Source organism: Bacteroides sp. OM05-10AA, assembly GCF_003439055.1.
Taxonomy (GTDB): Bacteria; Bacteroidota; Bacteroidia; order Bacteroidales; family Bacteroidaceae; genus Bacteroides; species Bacteroides intestinigallinarum.
The window spans coordinates 41,971-60,258 of record NZ_QSUR01000026.1 but is presented as its reverse complement, the minus strand read 5'-3'; the positions used below and the strand labels follow the sequence as shown (position 1 = coordinate 60,258).

Annotated in this window: 6 protein-coding genes and 1 pseudogene; all 7 read left to right on the top strand. The window is 42.5% G+C overall.

The window, feature by feature from the left end; translation table 11 throughout:
* The first annotated feature begins 111 nt into the window (after positions 1 to 111).
* The 7 genes and pseudogenes from DXB58_RS18855 to DXB58_RS18825 all read left to right on the top strand — a co-directional run bounded on the left by DXB58_RS18855 (position 112) and on the right by DXB58_RS18825 (position 18,270).
* Positions 112 to 1,634, top strand: a pseudogene (locus tag DXB58_RS18855) (TlpA family protein disulfide reductase).
* A gap of 530 nt (positions 1,635 to 2,164) precedes the next feature.
* Positions 2,165 to 5,473: a glycosyl hydrolase gene (locus tag DXB58_RS18850; RefSeq protein WP_122137861.1), complete on the top strand. Its 3,309-nt coding sequence runs from the start codon at positions 2,165 to 2,167 to the stop codon at positions 5,471 to 5,473.
* Between the two features lie 39 nt (positions 5,474 to 5,512).
* On the top strand, positions 5,513 to 6,946 hold the full coding sequence (locus DXB58_RS18845; RefSeq protein ID WP_122137860.1) for a sialate O-acetylesterase: 1,434 nt from the start codon (positions 5,513 to 5,515) through the stop codon (positions 6,944 to 6,946).
* 22 nt (positions 6,947 to 6,968) lie between these two features.
* Positions 6,969 to 9,284 (top strand): DUF5703 domain-containing protein, encoded by a 2,316-nt coding sequence (locus tag DXB58_RS18840; RefSeq protein ID WP_369907159.1) that lies wholly within the window; start codon positions 6,969 to 6,971, stop codon positions 9,282 to 9,284.
* A 69-nt stretch (positions 9,285 to 9,353) separates the two neighbouring features.
* A complete protein-coding gene (locus DXB58_RS18835) occupies positions 9,354 to 12,008 on the top strand; it encodes a glycoside hydrolase family 2 protein (protein WP_122137886.1) in 2,655 nt (884 codons plus the stop codon).
* Between the two features lie 91 nt (positions 12,009 to 12,099).
* Complete coding sequence (locus DXB58_RS18830) at positions 12,100 to 16,530, top strand: two-component regulator propeller domain-containing protein (RefSeq protein ID WP_122137859.1); 4,431 nt, start codon at positions 12,100 to 12,102, stop codon at positions 16,528 to 16,530.
* 57 nt (positions 16,531 to 16,587) lie between these two features.
* Complete coding sequence (locus DXB58_RS18825) at positions 16,588 to 18,270, top strand: polysaccharide lyase (protein WP_122137858.1); 1,683 nt, start codon at positions 16,588 to 16,590, stop codon at positions 18,268 to 18,270.
* Positions 18,271 to 18,288: the final 18 nt, after the last annotated feature.

The following is an 18,288-nucleotide window of genomic DNA, read 5'->3' as shown; positions in this document are numbered from 1 at the left end:
GCTAATTGTGTAGTAAAGGTTTATTTAACAGGATACGATGTAAAATGCTGAATTTAATGACTATATTCGCAAAGTAAGTATTTATTAATACACAAATAACACCCTATGAGAATGAAACACTGCCTATTCGTTTTTTTGCCGATATTTATATTATTTATTAGTTGTCGGCAAAAAGTGCAAAGTAACTTTCAGCCGGATATTTCCAATCAGACAGAAACCGTTTATGATTTTCCGGAAGAATATGCTGAAGAGATTATTATCACAGGTAAAGTTTTGAACCGTGAATTTTATCCACAAGAAAAAGAACTGACACTTATTATTCCATTTTTCAGAGATATGGAAAATCAGTACCGTACTCCCATTCAAGAGGATGGTTCTTTCTATTTTACTTTTCCTGTTTATGCTAAAATACGGGAGGTTTCTATTCGTAACTATGCAGAGCATTTATATGTGCATCCGGGTGACAGTATCCATTTAGAGATTGATTTCAAGGATATGTTTCATCCTAAAATAACAGGTGATGCGGAAAAATTGAATCAGGAAATATTGGCTTTTACAGAAAGCGGATATTATTATATGCGTGACTATGGTATCAGGAATGATTTGAGTGTCGAGGATTTTGAAGCAGAGCTAAAGAAAGAATATAATACACGTTTAGAACGCAGGGCCGAATATTTGCAGAAATACAAGCCTATGCAAGATGTCGTCATGTTTACGGAGGAATTACTGAAACAGGATTACTATTATACGATCCTGGTTTATGCGAGCCAATGTCAATATCGAACAAGAAAAGAGTTCGCACGATATCACACGCTGTTGCCCGAAATCAATAAATTATATAAAAAAGGAATATTATCAGCCCGCTTGTTTGATATAGTCGATTGGATAGAAAATTATATTCCTACAGGAATGGTTCTTAAAAACAAAGAATACCCAACGATAGATGATATTATGTCCGAAATAGGAGAAAATGAATTGAATCAATATCTATATACTAAAGTTACAGCTAATAGCCTTGAAGCTAATGATACAATTTCCCTCTCAAGGAAGCGTTCGCAATTTGACTCAATCGTAAAAATACCTCATTTGCAGGGACAAATAGCACAGATGTACAGGCAAACTAAAGCGTTCTGGAGAATCCACAGTCTGTTTCTGATAATTTGTTGTATGGCAAATACAATGAAAGTTCAAATACGTTAACTCCAATGTCGTATATGGAGAGCATATATAAGATACTTGAAGAAAACCGGGGAAAAGTTATTTATTTCGATTTTTGGGCTACAACTTGTCCGCCTTGCTTGGCAGAGATGGAACCCTTGAAGAAGTTGCGCAGCCAATATTCTACGAAGGATTTGATTATTTATTCCATTTGTTCCGGCGGTAATGATACCAAAAAGCAATGGGAATTGTGTTTAGATAAATACTCGATGAAGAATCATGATATAGAATGTGTCTATGCTGCTGATTATATTGGACTGGAGAATTATCAGAAGATTACCAAACAGTTCAAAATTAATAGATTGCCATATTATATCTTGATAAACAGAAAAGGACAAATCATTGATTATGGCACTGCTGCTCGTCCAAGTAATCCTAACCTGTTATTGAGAATTGAGGAAATTGTTAAGCAGTAGATGGATAATATTCCTTTTGTATAATTAAATACGCTGTCTATATTGGATATGCGTGTATTTCTCCAGATACAGCTTAATTTAACCATAGTTTTTTAAATCTTTGTAATAAAAAAGTCTGCATAAATCGTCCTTTTAAGTTTTAAATTCTATTTTGAATGTTGAGAAAAATTTCCAGGTTATCGATACGGAATTCTTTTTTTTGTAATAAGTTGATATACAACACTTTATATTTACTGTTTTTGGTTTAAAACCAACGGGTCGTTCCTTTAAAAGGAACGACCCGTTTCTCACCGAGGAACAACATGTTTCTTTTAAAGAAACGGATGATTCCCTAAAATCCAGAGACAAAACTGGTAGTAATATTCTGATCTTTCAATATTGATGGTTGATGTGCTGAATGATATATGTAAAAACAAACAACCATTCTTCTACATCTTTCATTTTCTACATCTTTTCTAATCTCAACTACAAATAGTGAGTACAAAACAGTCCTTTTTTCGTCTTCATTATAGAAAAAATATAGTATTGGAATGAAAAGCCGACTGAAACAACAAATATTTGCATTCTCTTTATTGGCATGGACAGCTGTATGTCCCGCTGATGCACAACAAACACGCTCCCTTCGCGACCAATTTCAGAATCCGTCTGACGAAGCGAAGCCTTGGACCTTTTGGTACTGGATGTATGGTGCTGTATCCAAAGAAGGAATAACTGCCGATTTGGAAGCGATGAAACATGCAGGACTCGGAGGTACTTATCTGATGCCGATCAAAGGGGTTAGTGAAGGTGCACAATATAACGGCAAGGCACAGCAGTTGACTCCTGAATGGTGGGAAATGGTGCGTTTCAGCATGGAGGAAGCCGACCGTTTAGGGTTGAAACTGGGAATGCATATTTGTGACGGTTTTGCATTGGCAGGAGGTCCCTGGATTACTCCGAAAGAATCAATGCAGAAAGTTGTTTGGAGCGATACAATCGTTGATGGTGGAAAGCTCAATGCATTACGTCTGCCACAGCCGGAAGCTTATGAAAACTATTATGAAGATATTGCGCTATTTGCTTTACCGGTAAAGGATGCAGCAGACGAAATGCCAGCAAAGATCACTTGCGTAAACTTAGCAACAGCGAACAATGTAAAATCTGCTCAAACAGTGAATATGGATGCGGCAGGCGTTATCCGTTCTTCGTATCCATGCTATATTCAATATGAATATAAACAGCCTTTTACCTGCCGGAATATAGAAATCGTTTTAAATGGCAATAATTATCAGGCACATCGCCTGAAAGTAATGGCAAGTGACGATGGCGTAAATTATCGTTTCGTGAAACAGCTAGTCCCTGCCCGTCAGGGATGGCAAAATACAGATGAAAATTCTACTCATAGTATTCCCGCAACTACAGCCCGTTATTTCCGTTTCTACTGGACACCCGAGGGAAGTGAACCGGGAAGTGAAGATATGGATGCCGCAAAATGGAAACCTAATCTGAAGATCAAACAACTGCGCCTGCATCAGGAAGCCCGTTTGAATCAGTGGGAAGGAAAAGCCGGACTGGTATGGCGTGTTGCTGAATCTACCAGGGAAGAGGAGGTAGGAAAGGAGGACTGCTATTCACTTTCGCAGGTTATTAATCTGACGGAACAATATAAGAATGCCCCGGCTAGTCATTCTAAAGAGAAAACAATCACAGTTGTTCTACCTAAAGGTAAATGGAAATTGCTCCGCATGGGACATACAGCTACCGGACATACCAATGCAACAGCCGGTGGCGGAAAGGGCTTGGAATGTGATAAGTTCGATCCGAAAACGGTGCGAAAACAGTTTGATAACTGGTTTGCACAAGCATTTGTGAAGACGAATCCGGAAGTAGCACGTCGTGTATTGAAATATATGCATGTAGATAGTTGGGAATGTGGAAGCCAGAACTGGAATCCAAATTTCGCTGCAGAATTTCAGAAACGTCGTGGTTATGACCTGATGCCTTATTTACCACTATTGGCAGGTATTCCTATGGAAAGTGCAGAACGAAGCGAAAAGATTCTGCGAGATGTCCGTACAACGATTGCCGAATTGGTGGTGGATGTATTCTATCAGGTATTGGCAGATTGTGCCAAAGAATATGATTGTCAGTTTTCAGCGGAGTGTGTAGCACCGACTATGGTAAGCGATGGCTTGCTGCATTACCAAAAGGTAGATCTTCCTATGGGAGAATTTTGGCTGAACAGCCCTACCCATGATAAACCGAATGATATGCTGGATGCTATTAGCGGGGCACATATCTACGGAAAGAACATCATTCAGGCTGAAGGATTTACCGAAGTACGCGGTACGTGGGACGAATATCCTGCTATGTTGAAAGCCTTGCTGGATCGTAATTACGCATTAGGAATCAATCGTCTTTTCTATCACGTATATGTACATAATCCCTTGCTGGATCGCAAACCCGGCATGACATTGGATGGCATCGGACTTTTCTTCCAACGCGATCAGACTTGGTGGGATAAAGGTGCAAAAGCATTTTCCGAATATGCTACCCGTTGTCAGGCATTATTGCAATATGGACATCCGGTGACAGATATTGCAGTATTTACAGGTGAAGAAATACCAAGACGTTCGATATTGCCGGAACGATTGGTTCCGTCCCTTCCGGGAATTTTCGGTGCGGAACGTGTAGAAAGCGAACGCATTCGTTTGGCGAATGAAGGACAACCTTTGCGTGTGCGTCCGGTAGGCGTCACACATTCAGCCAATATGGCTGATCCCGAAAAATGGGTGAATCCACTTCGCGGATACGCTTATGATAGTTTTAATAAAGACGCATTACTACGTTTGGCCAAAGTGGAAGACGGCAGAATGACACTGCCGGGTGGAGCCAGCTATAAAGCATTGGTAATTCCTCTTGCACGTCCGATGAATCCCGAACCTGTATTATCTTCGGAAGTGCAGAAGAAGATCAATGAATTAAAAGAAGCGGGAGTATTGATACCTTCTTTGCCTTATACAGCGGATGATTTCTCCGTATATGGGTTGGAACGTGACATGATTGTACCGGAAGATATTGCCTGGACACATCGTCGTGGTGAACTTGGCGAACTTTACTTTATCGCCAATCAAAGAGAAGAAACACGCACATTTACCGCAAGTATGCGTATCAACGATAGAAAACCGGAATGTTGGAATCCGGTGACGGGTGAAATAAACAGCTGTCCTTCTTACCGTATCAACGGAAATCGGACGGAAGTTACTCTCACATTGGCTCCTTATGAGTCCGTATTCATCGTATATCCTATGGAGGGAGCACATGAAGGTTATGGAGAGGACTCCTCAAGACTACAGAAAGAGAAAAAGGAGGTAGCCAAAGAGCCTTTAAATATAGCTCTGGAAGCAGAGGAATATACGATAACTTTTGCAGCTAACAAGAAAACGCTCACACGGAAAGAACTTTTCGACTGGAGCAAAGAGTCGGACGAACAGATACGTTATTATTCGGGGACAGCTACTTATAAGACGACTTTCCGCTGGAAGAATAAACTAAAAAAAGGCCAACAGATTTACCTGAATTTGGGTACGGTTTGTAATTTGGCAACTGTCCGTATGAATGGCATAGACTGTGGTATCATTTGGACAGCTCCTTATCGTGCTGATATTACAACTGCTCTGAAAAAAGGAATCAATACACTTGAAATAGAGGTTACGAACACTTGGGCGAATGCACTGAAAGGAGCTGATGAAGGAAAAGCACCATTTGAAGGCATTTGGACCAATGCAAAATACCGGAAACAGGAAAACGAGCTGCTTCCGGCAGGATTACTCGGCCCTTTGAGTTTCACCATAGATTAACACTGGTTGGCACGGATTAAAATAAGAAGATATATGATAATGAGAAGTTTAAGATTCAGAACAAGTACGATATTAGCAGGTTTTCTATTGTTTGGTAGCTTGTCGATACAGGCAGAAGTAAAACTGCCGGCTATTTTTTCTGATGGCATGGTGATGCAGCAACAGACAAATGCAAATCTTTGGGGAACTGCCACTCCCAATAAAAAAGTGACCATAACTACCAGCTGGAATGGAAAACAATACGTGGCAACTGCCGATAAGAACGGGGCATGGAAACTTTCGGTTTCTACTCCCAAAGCAGGAGGTCCTTACACTGTCACCTTTGATGATGGAAGTAAAAAAACACTGAATAACATATTGATAGGTGAATTGTGGCTATGTTCCGGACAGAGTAACATGGAAATGCCAATGAAAGGATTCAATAATCAGCCTGTAGAGAATGCCAATATGGATATTCTTCACAGCAAGAATCCGAAAATTCGCTTGTTTACCGTAAAACGTACTTCTACATTGACTCCGCAGACCGATGTTATCGGTTCATGGAAAGAAGCAACTCCGGCCAGCGTTCGTGATTTCAGTGCTACGGCTTATTATTTCGGGAGATTAATCAATGAAATAATAGAGGTTCCGGTAGGATTGGTAGTTGCAGCCTGGGGTGGATCGGCGTGCGAAGCATGGATGACCGCTGACTGGTTGAAAGCTTTTCCCGACACAAAAATTCCTCAATCGGAAGCCGATATAAAATCAAAGAACCGTACTCCGACCGTACTGTACAACGGTATGTTACATCCCCTTATCGGCATGACGATGAAAGGAGTGATTTGGTATCAGGGCGAAGATAACTGGAATCGGGCACACACGTATGCGGATATGTTTACTGCATTGATAAACGGCTGGCGCGCTGAATGGAAACAGGGAGATTTTCCTTTTTATTATTGCCAAATAGCTCCGTATGATTATGGAATTATCACAGAAAAAGGTAAAGAAGTGATAAACTCCGCCTATCTTCGGGAAGCACAGGCAAAAGTAGAACACCGTGTCCCCAACAGTGGCATGGCCGTATTACTGGATGCAGGAATGGAAAAAGGAATCCACCCGGCAAAAAAGCAAGTTGCCGGAGAACGTTTGGCACTTCTCGCCCTGACTAAAACTTACGGGGTGGAAGGTGTGAATGGCGAAAGTCCATACTATAAGAACATTGAAATAAAGAATGATACAGTAGTCGTTAGCTTCGAACGTGCAAATATGTGGATTAGCGGCAAGAACTGTTTTGAATCGAAAAACTTTCAGGTAGCCGGCGAAGATAAAGTATTTTATCCGGCTAAAGCATGGATAGAGCGTAGTAAGATGCTGGTGAAAAGCGATAAAGTGCCGCACCCGGTAGCTGTTCGATATTGTTTTGAAAACTATGTGGAAGGAGATGTATATGGTGACGGATTGCCTTTAGGATCTTTTCGTTCGGATGATTGGTAAACTGCTAATGAAAATCTAAATTATGAATCATTTGCGTAGAGTTTTTGTTCTCTTATTCATATTTGTTGGCGTGTCGGCTCTATGGGGCCAACATGCCAATGTCATTTGGAATACCCCCAGCCGCAATTCATCAGAATCCATGCCCTGTGGTGGCGGAGATATCGGAATGAATATATGGGTAGAAGAAGGTGACATTATGTTCTATGTGAGCCGTAGCGGCACATTCGATGAAAACAACTGTCAGCTAAAACAAGGACGCATACGTCTCCGTCTGTCACCCAATCCTTTTAAAGATACGAAAGATTTTCGTCAAGAGTTGAAACTGAAGGACGGATATGTAGAAGTTGCAGCAGGAAACACGCAGATACAATTCTGGGTAGATGTTTTTCATCCGGTTATACACGTGGAGGTAACCAATACGCAAGCGTTACAGACTGAAGTTTTTTATGAGAATTGGCGCTATCAGGAACGGCCTATCAGGAAAGGAGAGGGACAACAATGTTCTTACAAATGGGCTCCTCCGAAAAGTTCTGTGACAGCGGCTGACTTTATTTCTTTAGGCAAAACCAATCATTCTGCCAATCAACTCCTGTTCTACCATCGTAATCCCGAACAGACTGTTTTTGATGCCGTTGTGGCTCAACAGGGAATGGACGAGGTGAAATCAGAAATGATGAATCCCTTGAAAAATCTAACTTTCGGAGGAACTCTGTTCGGAGAAAACCTTGAATTTGCAGGTACCACGGATGGCGTGTATGCCGGAACAGACTACCGCACCTGGAAATTCCGTTCTTCCAAAGCGTCCAGAAAAGAACATTTCTGTATTGTATTGCATACAGCCCAAACAGAAACAATAGAACAGTGGGAGCAGGGACTGCAAACTGCTTTGCAAAGAATAGCCCCGCAAGGCAAAGTCTCATCGAAGATTGTCATACAGGATAAAAAGCAAACCCGTTCGTGGTGGAATGCTTTCTGGCAACGCAGCTTCATTGAAGCGGAGGGAGAAGCAAAAGAAATAACCAGAAACTACACTCTTTTCCGTTATATGCTGGGGTGTAATGCCTACGGTAGCGTACCAACCAAATTCAATGGCGGACTGTTTACTTTTGATCCTTGTCACATCGACGAAAAACAATCCTTTACTCCCGACTACCGGAAATGGGGAGGTGGCACAATGACAGCACAGAATCAGCGCCTAGTTTATTGGCCGATGCTGAAAAGCGGGGACTTCGATATGATGCCTTCCCAGTTTGATTTCTATAACCGTATGTTGAAGAATGCAGAATGGAGGAGTCGTGTATATTGGCAACATGACGGAGCTTGCTTCTGCGAACAAATAGAAAATTTCGGTCTGCCCAATCCCGCAGAATACGGTTTCAAACGGCCGGACTGGTTCGACAAAGGGTTGGAATATAATGCCTGGCTGGAATATGAATGGGATACGATTCTCGAATTCTGCCAGATGATGCTGGAAACAAAGAACTATGCGAACGCTGACATTACCCCTTATTTACCTTTGATTGAAAGTTCACTGACATTCTTCGACGAACATTATCGGCAACTTGCTTCCCGTCGGGGACGGAAGGCACTGGATGGCAACGGACATTTGATTCTTTTCCCAGGTTCCGCCTGTGAGACATATAAAATGACCAATAATGCCAGCAGCACTATCGCTGCTCTAAAAACAGTATTGGAAACTTATGGAAAGAAAGAAGAGATGCTAAAGACAATCCCTCCGATTCCATTGCGGTATATAGAAATAAAAGATACGTTGAATCCTACTCTTGCTCCGGCCTTGAAGCAAACAATTTCACCCGCCGTAAGTTGGGAACGAATTAACAATGTCGAAACACCACAACTTTATCCGGTATTTCCATGGCGCATTTATGGAGTAGGAAAGGAGAATCTGGACATAGCACGCAATACCTATTTTTATGATTCGGATGCCATCAAATTCCGTTCGCATATCGGATGGAAACAGGACAATATTTGGGCGGCTTGCCTGGGACTGACCCAAGAAGCGAAAAGGTTATCCCTTGCCAAACTCTCTAACGGGCCGCACCGCTTTCCTGCTTTTTGGGGACCGGGCTATGACTGGACACCCGACCATAATTGGGGAGGCAGTGGCATGATAGGACTTCAGGAAATGTTATTGCAAACAAACGGAGAACAAATAATTCTTTTCCCCGCATGGCCGAAAGAATGGAATGTACATTTCAAACTGCATGCTCCTGGTGAAACAACAGTAGAAGCTACTCTGAAAGACGGGAAAGTAACAAACTTGAAAGTTCTACCTGAAAGTAGAAAGAAAGATATCATTATAATGATTGAAAAATAACCAAATACCCAATAGAAACCATATTCTAGCACAATGCAGGGTTTAACTAAAGAAATAAATAAAAGAACTATGAATAAAAGACCGTTTATCATCTTATCAACTTTTCTGTTACTGTTCTTAGGAATCGAAAAAGGACAGGCGACAGAAACTTACCGTCCCGAAACATCGGTTGCCGGATTTATCCAGCTTCCCGGTAGTGGGCGACAAGTTTATAATTTCAATCCGGGATGGCTCTTTTTCAAAGGCGATGTCCGGGGAGCAGAAGCAGTAAACTTTGATGACCGTTCCTGGAAAGTAGTTTCCACTCCCCATACCGTAGAATTAATGCCTGCCGAAGGAAGTGGATGCCGTAATTATCAGGGGCCAGCTTGGTATCGTAAACATTTTGTTCTCCCTGCCGAAACAAAAGGCCAACGGGTTGTTCTTCATTTTGAAGCGGCCATGGGTAAACAAATTCTTTATCTGAATGGCAAACGCATCCAGGAACATTTGGGAGGTTATCTACCTTTCACTCTGGATTTAACAGCCAATGGCGTACAAGCCGGAGACTCCTGTCTGCTTGCTGTTTTCACAGACAACAGTGATGACAAATCCTATCCCCCCGGAAAACGCCAATACACACTAGACTTCGCCTATCATGGCGGCATCTATCGTGATGTATGGATGATTGCCAAATCTCCGGTAGCTATCACCGATGCTATTGATTCACAAACCGTTGGCGGTGGAGGTGTATTCGTGCATTTTGATAAGATCAGTGAAAAGAGTGCGCAAGTATATGTAAATACGGAAATTCAGAATGAGGATGTGCGTTCCGAATCGGTCACTGTAGAAACGACTTTGACAGACGCTGACGGAAAAGTAATCAAACGCTGTTCAGGAAAGCTGTCTTTAAAGCCTGGAGAGAAGAAATCCATTCAGCAACAGATGGAAGTGAAGAATCCAAAACTCTGGTCACCGGATACACCTTATTTATATAAAGTACAATCCCGTATTAAAAAAGGAAATAAATCTATGGATGGCGGCATTACCCGTGTCGGTATTCGCCTGGCAGAATTTCGTGGTAAAGACGGTTTTTGGCTGAATGGAAAACCTTTCGGCCAACTGGTAGGAGCCAATCGCCATCAGGATTTTGCCTATGTAGGCAATGCTTTACCGAACTCACAGCAATGGCGTGATGCCAAACGTTTGCGTGATGCCGGATGCACCATTATCCGTGTAGCACATTATCCGCAAGATCCTGCCTTTATGGATGCTTGCGATGAACTCGGCCTGTTTGTGATTGTCGCTACTCCGGGATGGCAGTACTGGAACAAAGATCCGAAATTCGGTGAGTTGGTTCATCAAAATACCCGTGAAATGATTCGTCGCGACCGTAATCATCCTTCCGTATTGATGTGGGAACCCATATTGAATGAAACTCGTTATCCACTTGATTTTGCTTTAAAGGCTCTTGAAATTACCAAAGAGGAATATCCTTATCCGGGACGTCCGGTAGCTGCTGCCGATGTTCATTCTGCAGGAGTGAAAGAACACTATGATGTTGTTTATGGCTGGCCGGGTGATGACGAAAAAGAAGACAGACCGGAACAATGTATCTTCACCCGTGAATTTGGAGAGAATGTGGATGACTGGTATGCCCACAATAATAACAACCGTACCAGCCGTAGTTGGGGAGAACGCCCATTATTGGTGCAGGCACTTTCCTTGGCAAAGAGTTATGACGAGATGTATCGTACTACCGGTTTATTTATCGGTGGTGCGCAATGGCATCCGTTCGACCATCAGCGCGGTTATCATCCTGATCCTTACTGGGGTGGCATCTACGATGCTTTCCGTCAGAAGAAATATGCATACGAAATGTTCCGTAGCCAGTCGCCTGCCAGTCTTCAGCATCCATTGGCAGCATGTGGTCCGATGATATTCATTGCTCATGAAATGTCGCAGTTCTCCGATAAAGATGTAGTTATATTCACCAACTGTGATTCTGTGCATCTTTCTATTTATGATGGAACGAAAACCTGGACGAAACCGGTAGTCCATGCCAAAGGACACATGCCGAATGCACCGGTTGTATTTGAAAATGTCTGGGATTTTTGGGAAGCACGCGGATATAGCTATACTCAAAAAAACTGGCAAAAAGTAAATATGGTGGCCGAAGGGATTATCAACGGAAAAGTGGTATGCACGCAAAAGAAAATGCCTTCCCGACGTTCCACCAAACTACGCCTCTATGTAGATACTCAAAAAGTGAACCTGGTAGCTGACGGCTCCGACTTTATCGTTGTTGTTGCCGAAGTAACCGATGATAGTGGAAATGTACGCCGTCTGGCAAAAGAGAACATTGTTTTCACCATAGAAGGTGAAGGAGAAATCATCGGAGATACTACTATCGGCACCAATCCCCGTGCAGTGGAATTCGGTTCTGCTCCCGTGTTGATTCGCTCCACCCGGAAAGCAGGAAAGATTAAAGTGAAAGCTCGTGTACAGTTTGAGGGAACTCAAGCTCCAACAGCGACTGAAATAGAGTTGGAAAGCATTCCGGCAGAACTTCCTTTCTGCTATGAGGAACAAACTTACACAGAACGCAGAACTGCATCGTCCGTTCCGGAAGCAACTTCCTTTAAAGAATCACCTGAAGGAAAAGTACAACTGACAGAAGAAGAACGCCAAAAGGTGTTGGATGAGGTGGAACGCCAGCAAACTGAATTTGGAACGGAAAAATAGCACAATAAAAGATATTGAAAACAATGATTTAGAGCACTATTCAAAAAAAAAGACTATCTTTGAGTACATTTAATTCCAATTATAGCCATCAATGAGAAAACGGAATACCCTAATACTATTACTATCCATGATAGGCATTTATGCTTTTGCCTATCCGAATATGATTGTAGAACACTACACGGCTGAACGTGGTTTGCCCAATAATATTGTCAACTGCACTTTAAAAGGACAAGATGGGTTTATCTGGTTCGGAACGTGGTATGGACTATGTAGTTTTGACGGGAGTAAATTCCGTTCCTATGATAATCACGACGGTTTTTATTCCACAGACATTCCACCACGTAAGATTCAACGTATCGTGGAAGATAAAAATGGTTTTCTGTGGATTAAGACCATCGACCGTAAACTCTACCTGTTCGATAAAAGGCATGAGAGTTTCCATGCTGTCTATGATGATGTGAAAGAATATTCAGAGAACATCCAGATTATCAAGATTCAGACAACTGAAGACGGAGATGTACTGTTATTGACAAAAGATAAAAGTCTTTTGCGTGCATATACCGACAAGGAAGGTAAAATAACGATGAAACAGCTGCACGATTCGCGTCCCAACGTGAACGTGTACGATATGCGTCTAAAGCATAACATCTTCTGCGAAACTGCAGAATTTATCAACTGGATTGGCATGGACTATCAGATTCTGTCCCTCCGGAAAGGGGCAGCCCTAAAAGATAAGCCTGCCGACTTTATACAGAAAAAGGTATCTGCCAATCCGGATCAGTTTACTTGTGCTTCCTATAATTCCAAATTCTTATGGTTGGGCGACAAAAAGGGGCATATTTATAGCATTGATCCGCAAAATGGAGTCGTCAACCGTTATGAGATACCGGAAATCAAACAACCGGTTTCTAATCTATTGGTAACGGAATCCGGCCTGATGTACATCACCACCAATGAAGGTGCATACGAGTACAATATTGGCTACAAGCAGTTGACCAAACTCCCGTTTACCATCCCTCAAAAAGACAACGGAGTTATATTCTATGATAAATATGATAAGATCTGGTTTCAGGAAGGGAACCAGGCATTGACCTATTATGATCCTCTGAACAGAAGCCACCACCGCTTTACATTCCCCAATCAGAATGCCATTGGCAATTTTGAAATGCAGGATGCCGGCGAACAAGGTATGTTCTTTATGACTCCGGGAGGAGAAATTCTTCTATTCGACAGGGAAAAGCTGGAAATGACCCGTATCAATCAATTGAAGCCTTTCTCCGATGATCTTCCCAACCAGCTTTTCTTCCATCTTCTGTTGGATAAAGATGGAATCCTCTGGTTAGCATCTACGAGTAGCGGAGTATACCGACTTAATTTCCCCAAGAAACAATTCCAACTATTGACAGAAGTTTCCCCCTCTCCGCTAGTATCCGAGAAATCGACTTCCTGGAATCAGGGGATACGTGCTCTCTTTCAGGCGCAAAATGGAGACATCTGGGTAGGAACCCGGTGGCAGGCTTTGTACCGTCTGGATCGCAACGGACAAGTGAAACAAATCTTCTCGGATAAGAATTATCTGCTGGGAGCCGTATATCATATTATGGAAGACAAAGACGGTAATCTTTGGTTTTCTACTAAAGGAAATGGGCTTGTCAAAGCCGAACCGGATATGAATTCTCCTCATGGATTGCGTTTTACCCGTTATATCAATGATCCCAAGAATCCAAATTCTATCAGTAACAATGACGTATATTTTACCTATCAGGATAGCCAGGGACGCATCTGGGTGGGATTATTAGGAGGAGGACTAAATTTGATTTCCGAAGAGAACGGAGCCATCACCTTCATACATAAATACAACGGATTGAAACAATATCCTGCCTATGGTCTTTATATGGAAGTGCGTACCATGACGGAAGATGAAGACGGACGTATCTGGGTAGGAACCATGGATGGTTTGATGTCTTTCGACGGACATTTTACTACTCCCGAACAGATTCAGTTTGAAACGTACCGTCAGGTTAGTGAAAATTCGAACGTAGCGGATAATGATATTTATGTACTCTACAAAGACACCGATTCGCAAATCTGGGTAAGTGTGTTTGGAGGCGGTTTGAATAAATTAGTTCGCTATGATAAGGAAAAGCATGAACCGATTTTCAAGTCCTATGGTATCCGTGAAGGTATGAATAACGACGTAGTCAAGTCTATTGTAGAAGACAAAAACGGCAACTTATGGTTTACAACGGAAATCGGTTTGTCTTGTTTCAATAAAGCTACGGAGCAGTTCCGCAACTATGATAAATACGACGGTTTCCTAAATGTGGAGTTAGAAGAGGGTAGTGCACTCCGGACATTGAATGGAGACTTATGGATTGGTACCCGTCAGGGAATCCTGGCATTCTCTCCTGACAAATTGGAAACACTGCATACGAACTACGATACACGTATCGTTGATTTCAAAGTATCCAATCGCGATCTGCGTAGTTTCCGCGAATGTCCGATCCTAAAAGAATCCATCACATACGCCAAAGCAATCCGGCTGAACTACAATCAATCCATGTTCACGATTGAATTTGCGGCATTGAATTTCTATAATCAGAACCGGGTGTCATACCGTTACATACTTGAAGGTTATGAAAAAGAGTGGCATTATAGCGGAAAGAATCGCATCGCTTCTTACACCAATGTGCCTCCCGGAGATTATACATTCCGTGTAGAAACAATGGATGAAGCCAATCCGGAACTTGTTTCCAACTGCACGCTGGCCGTCACCATTCTTCCGCCCTGGTGGTTGAGCTGGTGGGCAACTCTTATTTACGTGATATTGGGTCTGGCAGCCCTCTATTTTAGTTTGCGTCTGGCTTTCTTCATGATTAAAATGAAGAACGATATTTATATCGAACAAAAGGTTTCAGAGATGAAAATCAAGTTCTTTACCAATATTTCTCATGAATTGCGCACTCCTTTGACATTGATAAAAGGCCCGATACAAGAATTAAGGGAACGTGAAAAACTGTCTCCGAAAGGATTGCAATATGTGGATTTGATGGAGAAGAACACCAATCAGATGCTGCAATTAGTGAATCAGATACTTGATTTCCGGAAGATTCAAAACGGGAAAATGCGTCTACATGTGTCGTTGATTGATTTTAATGAAATGATAGCCTCTTTCCAGAAAGAGTTCCGCGTGCTTTCTGAAGAAAATGAAATCAGTTTCACTTTCCAGTTACCGGATGAACCGATTATGGTATGGGCGGACAAGGAGAAAATGAGCATTGTGATCCGCAATATCATATCCAATGCATTCAAATTCACTCATTCCGGTGGAAGCATTTATATAACTACCGGATTGACAGACGACGGAAAACGTTGCTATGTGCGGGTGGAAGATAACGGAGTCGGTATTCCACAAAACAAACTGACCGAGATTTTTGAGCGTTTCTCACAAGGAGAGAATGCGAAAAACTCCTATTATCAGGGTACAGGTATCGGATTGGCACTTTCAAAGGAGATAGTCAATCTTCATCACGGACTGATTCGTGCTGAAAGTCCTGAAGGACAGGGGGCGGTGTTTATTGTAGAACTCCTGATGGATAAGGAGCATTATCGTCCGTCGGAAGTTGACTTTTATGTGGGAGGTACGGAAACAGTTCCCGTTTCTGTAGAACAGGAACCTGTTGCTAATGCCATATCCGAAGAAGATACGGAAGAAGAACCGGAAATTGATGCTTCATTGCCAACTCTTTTGTTGGTGGAAGACAACAAAGACCTTTGTCAGTTGATAAAGCTTCAGTTGGAAGACAAGTTCAATATCCACATTGCCAATAACGGAGTAGAAGGTTTGAAGAAAGTGCACCTGTATCATCCCGATATCGTAGTGACCGATCAGATGATGCCTGAAATGGACGGCCTTGAAATGTTGCAATCTATTCGCAAAGATTTCCAGATCAGCCATATTCCTGTTATTATCCTGACTGCAAAGAATGATGAGGGCGCCAAGACCAAAGCTATTACCTTAGGAGCAAATGCCTACATCACCAAACCTTTCAGTAAGGAATATCTGTTGGCACGTATTGACCAGCTGCTTGCCGAACGGAAATTGTTCCGTGAACGAATCCGCCAGCAAATGGAAAACCAGACAACGACTGAAGAAGACAGCTACGAACAATATCTGGTAAAGAAAGACGTGCAGTTCCTTGAAAAGATACATCAGGTCATTGAAGAAAATATGGACGACAGTGATTTTAATATTGACACCATAGCATCCGGTATCGGATTGAGTCGTTCGGCATTCTTCAAGAAACTAAAGAGTCTTACCGGTCTGGCCCCTGTAGATTTGGTAAAAGAGATTCGTTTAAATAAATCCATCGAGTTGATTAAGAACACGGATTTAAGTGTCTCCGAAATTGCTTTTGCTGTCGGATTCAAGGATTCGGGATACTACAGCAAGTGTTTCCGGAAGAAATATAATCAGACCCCTCGCGAATATATGAATGAATGGCGGAAAGGAGAGAGATAACCGATTACAAAATGCTTTCTTAATCGTCCTTTTAGAAACCTATTAAGATTCGAAAGAATGAATAACATTAAGAAAGTATTATCAGCGTGGATGCTGGTTGCCTGTGTATTACCTGTGGCAGCCCAGTATCCTGTAATTCCGGACTCGGTAAAAGAAAGAGGAGCAAAACAAGAAGCGGAGTTCGAACGGAAATCCGACGCGGCATGGGAAAAAGCTTTGCCGACAGTTTTAGAAGAAGCAAAGAAAGGCCGCCCTTATAAGCCATGGGCCTCCAAACCCGAAGATTTGATAAAGAGTAATATCCCGGCCTTCCCCGGTGCGGAAGGCGGAGGTATGTACACTCCCGGTGGACGTGGAGGAAAAGTGATTGTTGTCACTTCTTTGGACGATTCCGGTCCCGGAACATTCCGCGAAGCCTGTGAAACAGGAGGTGCACGTATCATTGTGTTTAATGTTTCGGGAGTGATTCGTCTGAAAAGCCCGATCAGTGTACGCGCTCCTTATGTAACCATTGCCGGACAAACAGCTCCCGGAGATGGTATCTGTATCACCGGACAATCTTTCCTGATCGATACACACGATGTCGTGATTCGTCACATGCGTTTCCGTCGCGGTGCGCAGGACGTAGCTTTCCGTGATGATGCGGTAGGAGGGAATGCAGTAGGAAATATCATGGTAGACCATTGCTCTGCCAGTTGGGGATTGGATGAAAATATGTCTATCTACCGTCATGTATATAACAGAGGGGCAGACGGACACGGTCTGAAACTTCCGACAGTGAACATTACCATTCAAAATTCGATTTTCTCTGAAGCACTGGATACATACAACCATGCTTTTGGCGCAACCATCGGTGGTCACAACAGTATGTTCTGCCGGAATCTCTTTGCTTCCAACATCAGTCGGAACAGTTCGGTGGGTATGGACGGTGATTTTAACTTCGTCAATAATGTTGTCTTCAACTGGTGGAATCGTTCTGTAGACGGAGGTGACCACAACAGTTTCTACAACATGATAAACAACTATTTCAAACCCGGCCCCATCACTCCGCTAGGCAAGCCAATCTCTTATCGTATTCTCAAACCGGAAGCAGGACGTGACAAAAGCAAACCTCTCTCATTCGGAAAGGCTTATGTAAACGGGAATATTATTCATGGCAATGCCAAGGTCACAAAAGATAACTGGGACGGAGGCGTACAACTGAAAGAAGATGTGGATGCCGCAAAGTTTTTACCATTAATTAAATCGGATGAAGCTTTCAAAATGCCTCCGGTTACTGTGATGGATACCAAAAAAGCTTATACCTTTGTATTGGATAATGTAGGAGCCACTTTCCCCAAACGGGACGCCGTGGATGCCCGTGTTATAAAGACCGTGCAAACAGGAAAAGCCATTTATGTGAAAGATGCACCGGAGTTTGTCTCTCCTTATGTGAAAAGACGGTTACCGGCTGATTCTTATAAGCAGGGCATCATTACAGACATTCGTCAGGTAGGCGGACTTCCCGAATACAAAGGAGAAGCAGTAGTAGACTCGGACGGCGACGGTATGCCGGATGCCTGGGAAATAGCTAACGGTCTGAATCCGAATGACCCGACCGACGCAACTATGGACTGCAATGGTGACGGATATACCAATATTGAAAAATACATCAATGGTATAGACACTAAAAAGAAAGTGGACTGGACAGATTTGAAGAACAATTACGATACATTGTCTAAACGGAAAAGTCTGTTATAAGCAGATGAAAAAAGATTA

Excerpts from the sequence above, each read along its gene's own strand:
- DXB58_RS18850 (WP_122137861.1), top strand. The coding sequence starts at position 2,165 with ATGAAAAGCCGACTGAAACAACAAATATTTGCATTCTCTTTATTGGCA.
- DXB58_RS18845 (WP_122137860.1), top strand. The coding sequence starts at position 5,513 with ATGAGAAGTTTAAGATTCAGAACAAGTACGATATTAGCAGGTTTTCTA.
- DXB58_RS18840 (WP_369907159.1), top strand. The coding sequence starts at position 6,969 with ATGAATCATTTGCGTAGAGTTTTTGTTCTCTTATTCATATTTGTTGGC.
- DXB58_RS18835 (WP_122137886.1), top strand. The coding sequence starts at position 9,354 with ATGAATAAAAGACCGTTTATCATCTTATCAACTTTTCTGTTACTGTTC.
- DXB58_RS18830 (WP_122137859.1), top strand. The coding sequence starts at position 12,100 with ATGAGAAAACGGAATACCCTAATACTATTACTATCCATGATAGGCATT.
- DXB58_RS18825 (WP_122137858.1), top strand. The coding sequence starts at position 16,588 with ATGAATAACATTAAGAAAGTATTATCAGCGTGGATGCTGGTTGCCTGT.